General features: G+C 71.6%; 2 protein-coding genes and 1 pseudogene. All 3 read left to right on the forward strand.

Going from position 1 to position 3,603, the window contains the following annotated elements:
- Positions 1–1,365, forward strand: a 1,365-nt coding sequence (locus A5706_RS33845) for a hypothetical protein (protein ID WP_068138474.1), incomplete at its 5' end; no start/stop codon positions are given.
- Positions 1,366–1,467: 102 nt separating this feature from the next.
- Positions 1,468–2,580 (forward strand): hypothetical protein, encoded by a 1,113-nt coding sequence (locus A5706_RS27850; RefSeq protein WP_068138477.1) that lies wholly within the window; start codon positions 1,468–1,470, stop codon positions 2,578–2,580.
- A 190-nt stretch (positions 2,581–2,770) separates the two neighbouring features.
- Positions 2,771–3,603, forward strand: a pseudogene (locus A5706_RS27855) (hypothetical protein); the annotation flags it as partial.

A 3,603-nucleotide genomic window follows, 5' to 3' on the forward strand; every position in this document is an offset into this window, starting at 1 on the left:
TTCGCCGTCGCCGCCTCCGACGATTCGCCGACCGTCAGCGCGTCCGATCGCGCGATCGCCGCCATCCTGGGCACCCGCGACGACACGGTCGGTGCCGGCATCGAACTGTCCGCCGTCGGGGTGGCCTGCACCGACCAGCTTGAAGCGAAGGCGGTGCGCGATGCGCTGGCCGCCCACAAGGTCGAGAACGTCATGCTGGTCTCGGCGTTCATGGCCGCGGCCGCGCTCACCCAGGCCGTGGGCGACGCCACCAACTACGAGCGCACCGCGCTGCTCTTCGTCGAGCCATACACCGCGACGCTGGCGGTGGTCGACAGCGCGGACGGGTCGATCTGCGACGTGCACCGGCGGGTTCTCGCCGAGGACGAAGACCGGGCCGTTGCCGAGCTCGCCGAGCTGGTTTCCGGTGTCGAGGCGCTGGAAACGCGCGCGGATGGCGTGGTCGTCGTCGGCTCCGGCGTCGACATCCCGCTGATCATGCCGGCGCTGGAGGCCGCAACGTCCCTTCCGCTGTCGGTCCCCGACGAACCGGAGATGGCTCTCGCGCGCGGCGCGGCGCTGGCGTCGGCGAACGCGCCGTTGTTCGCGTCGTCGACCGCCGCCCTGGCCTACGCGCTGGACCCCGGCACCGGCGAGGTCGACCCGTTGGCCCTGGCCGGCCAGTTTCCCGGATTGCTGCCCGCATACCAGCCCGAATACCGGCCCGTTCCCGAGCCCTCCGACGCCAAAGGCAAGCCCAACGTCGCCTACAGCGCGGTGCCGGACGAAGAGGCCGAGGTGGGCACCATCATCGGCCTGGACGACGGCACGCAGCGGCGCAAATCCATTGCGCTGGTCGGCAGCATGCTGGCGGTGGTCTTCATCAGCGCCGTTGTGGTGCTTGAGATTGCGCTCGCGATCAGCATCCGGCCGACGGTGGCACTGCGGCCCAGCCCGAACGAAAACATCGTCGCCCCGACGCGGCCACCCGCTCCCGCACCGGTACCCCAGGCCCAGCCGAAAATTCAGGAGCCTGCCCCAGTGGCCGTGCCCCATCCCATCGCCCCGCCCGCCGCCGCGCCGGCGCCCGCGGCGCCGCCGGTCCCGGTTCCCGCGTTGCCCCCGCCGGTGTTCGTTCCCGTGCCTCGCGTGCCGGTGCTGGGGCCTCCCGTGCCCCGGGTGGAGGGTGGCCGTGGCCCCTTCGGCGGCGGGCCGGCGCCGCGCGGTCCCTTCGGCGGCGGCCGTGGCCCGTTCGGCGGGCATGGCCCGTTCGGCGGGCATGGCCCCTTCGGCGGTTTCGGCGGTGGGCATGGCCCCTTCGGGGGTTTCGGTGGCGGGCACGGCTTCGGCGGTGGCCACGGGTTTGGTGGCTTCGGTCACAGGTAACGGTTCGCCGCCGCCACGCCTGTCCGGCTGCGCGAGCTAGGGTGGCGGACTAGGGGCGGGTGAATCAGATTGTCAGCGAATAAGTTTGGAGAATGGGGGAGCGTGGACGTCGTCCTTGGGGTGTCTTTGGCACCCGAGACGGTCCGCATGGTGCTCGTCGAGGGCCAAGGTGCCGGCGGCGTCACCGTCGATCAGGCCGACTTTCCGATGCCGGGTACCGCCGCGGTCGATCAGGTGATCGAGGCCATCCAGGGCACTCGGGAAAGCGCGGCCGAGAGCGGCTATCGGCTGAGGTCCAGCGGGGTGACGTGGACCGATCAGTCCGCCGCCGCGGCGCTGCGAAATGCGTTGGCGGCGCGAAAGATCGAGAACGTCATGCTGGTCTCGGCGTTCGTGGCTGCGGCGGCGCTGGCCCAGGCGGTCGGCAGCGCGACCAACTGCGACCGCACGGCGCTGCTGTTCGTCGAGCGGGCCACCGCGACGCTTGCCGTCGTCGATACGTCGGACGGGTCCATCGCCGACGTGCAGCGCAAGCCCCTGCCCCACGACGACGGTGCGGCGCTGGCGGAGCTGGCCGCAATGGTCGCGGGTGCCGAATTGATGCGTGGCCGCCCCGACGGCGTATTCGTCGTCGGCTCCGGCGTCGACATCCCGCACATCAAGCCCGCGCTGGAGGCGGCGACGTCGCTGTCGGTGACGGCGCCCGAGGAACCCGAGATGGCCTTGGCGCGGGGCGCCGCACTGGCATCGGCGAACGAGCAATTGGGAGCGCCGAGCACGGTCGAGATGCCATACGTGCGCGGGCCAGTGCGCGAGCTGGCATACAGCGCCGAGGCGGACCCCCTGCCCGACGCCCCGGAGCACGGCGAGCGCGGCAGCCGAAAGATGCTGGCGATTCTCGGTGCGGCCGCGATACTCGTCGTCGGCGCCGTGGCCCTGACGGTGGCGCTCGCCGTCGGCATTCGCCCGCACGTGGACGATCGACCCGATGTCGGCAAGAACGTCGTCGCCCCGGTGACCCAGGCGGCGCCGCCCCCGAAAGCCCCGCCCGCGGCGCCGGCGCCACCGCCGGCACCCGCGCCCGCTGCACCGAATCCGGGGCCAAGCTCGAACCCCCTTCCGCAGTGGCTGCCGCCGCTGCCCAGGGACGATGATCACGACGACCATTGGGCGTGGCTGCGCCGCCACTTGGGGCACGGAATCCTGGGTCCCTAGCCCGGTCGCCGACGGCGCGAAACTGCGTAAAATCGGGGGACCAGGGGAATACAGGGTGGGGACTTAAGGCGTTCAGCGGTTGTTAACGCGGGCGACTAACAGAGTCCCTGGCCCGCGATGGCTAGCAAACGACAATGGAGGAGCTTTGGACACCGTACTTGGCGTGTCGATGGCGCCGACGGCCGTCCGTATGGTGCTGGTCGAAGGCGAGAATGCCGACGGTGCCACCGTCGATGAGGACAACTTCGATGTTGCCGCCGACGACGATGCGGCAACCATCACCGCGGCCGATCAGGTAGTCTCGGCGATCCTGGGCACCCGCGAGGGCGCGGCCGAGGGCGGCTATCAACTGGCGTCGACCGGCGTCACGTTCACCGACCCGATCGAGGCCGCCGCGCTGCGTGATGCGCTGGCCGCCCACAAGGTCGAGAACGTGATGTTGGTCTCGGCGTTTCTGGCCGCGGCCGCGCTGGCCCAGACGGTCGGCAACCAGACGAATTACGCGCGCACGGCGCTGCTGTACATCGAGCCCGAAACCGCGACCTTAGCGGTCGTCGACAGCGCGGACGGCTCGGTCACCGACGTTTACCGCCAAGCCCTGCCCAGCGACGACGAGGCGGCGGTGACGCAGCTGGCCTCGATGGTCGCCGGCGCCGAGGCGCTCGAGGCGCGGCCGGACGCCGTGTTCGTCATGGGCTCCGGCATCGATATCCCGATGATCAAGCCGGCGCTGGAGGCGGCGACGACGCTGCCGCTGACGGCGCCCGAGGAGCCCGACACCGCGCTGGCCCGGGGGGCGGCGCTGGCGTCGGCGAACGCGCCCCTGTTCGCGTCGTCCACCGCGGCGCTGGCCTATGCGCAGGACCCGGGCACCGGCGCCATCGTTCCGTTCGCGGTGGCCCCCGGCTACTTCGACACGCCCGCCACCGCCGACGCGAACGGACTGGCCTACAGCGCCGTCGCGGACGACTTCGACGATGCCTACACCGGCGAGCACGCGACGCAGCTGGTCGGCGCCGGCGG

Source organism: Mycobacterium sp. E796 (assembly GCF_001672815.1).
Classification (GTDB): domain Bacteria; phylum Actinomycetota; class Actinomycetes; order Mycobacteriales; family Mycobacteriaceae; genus Mycobacterium.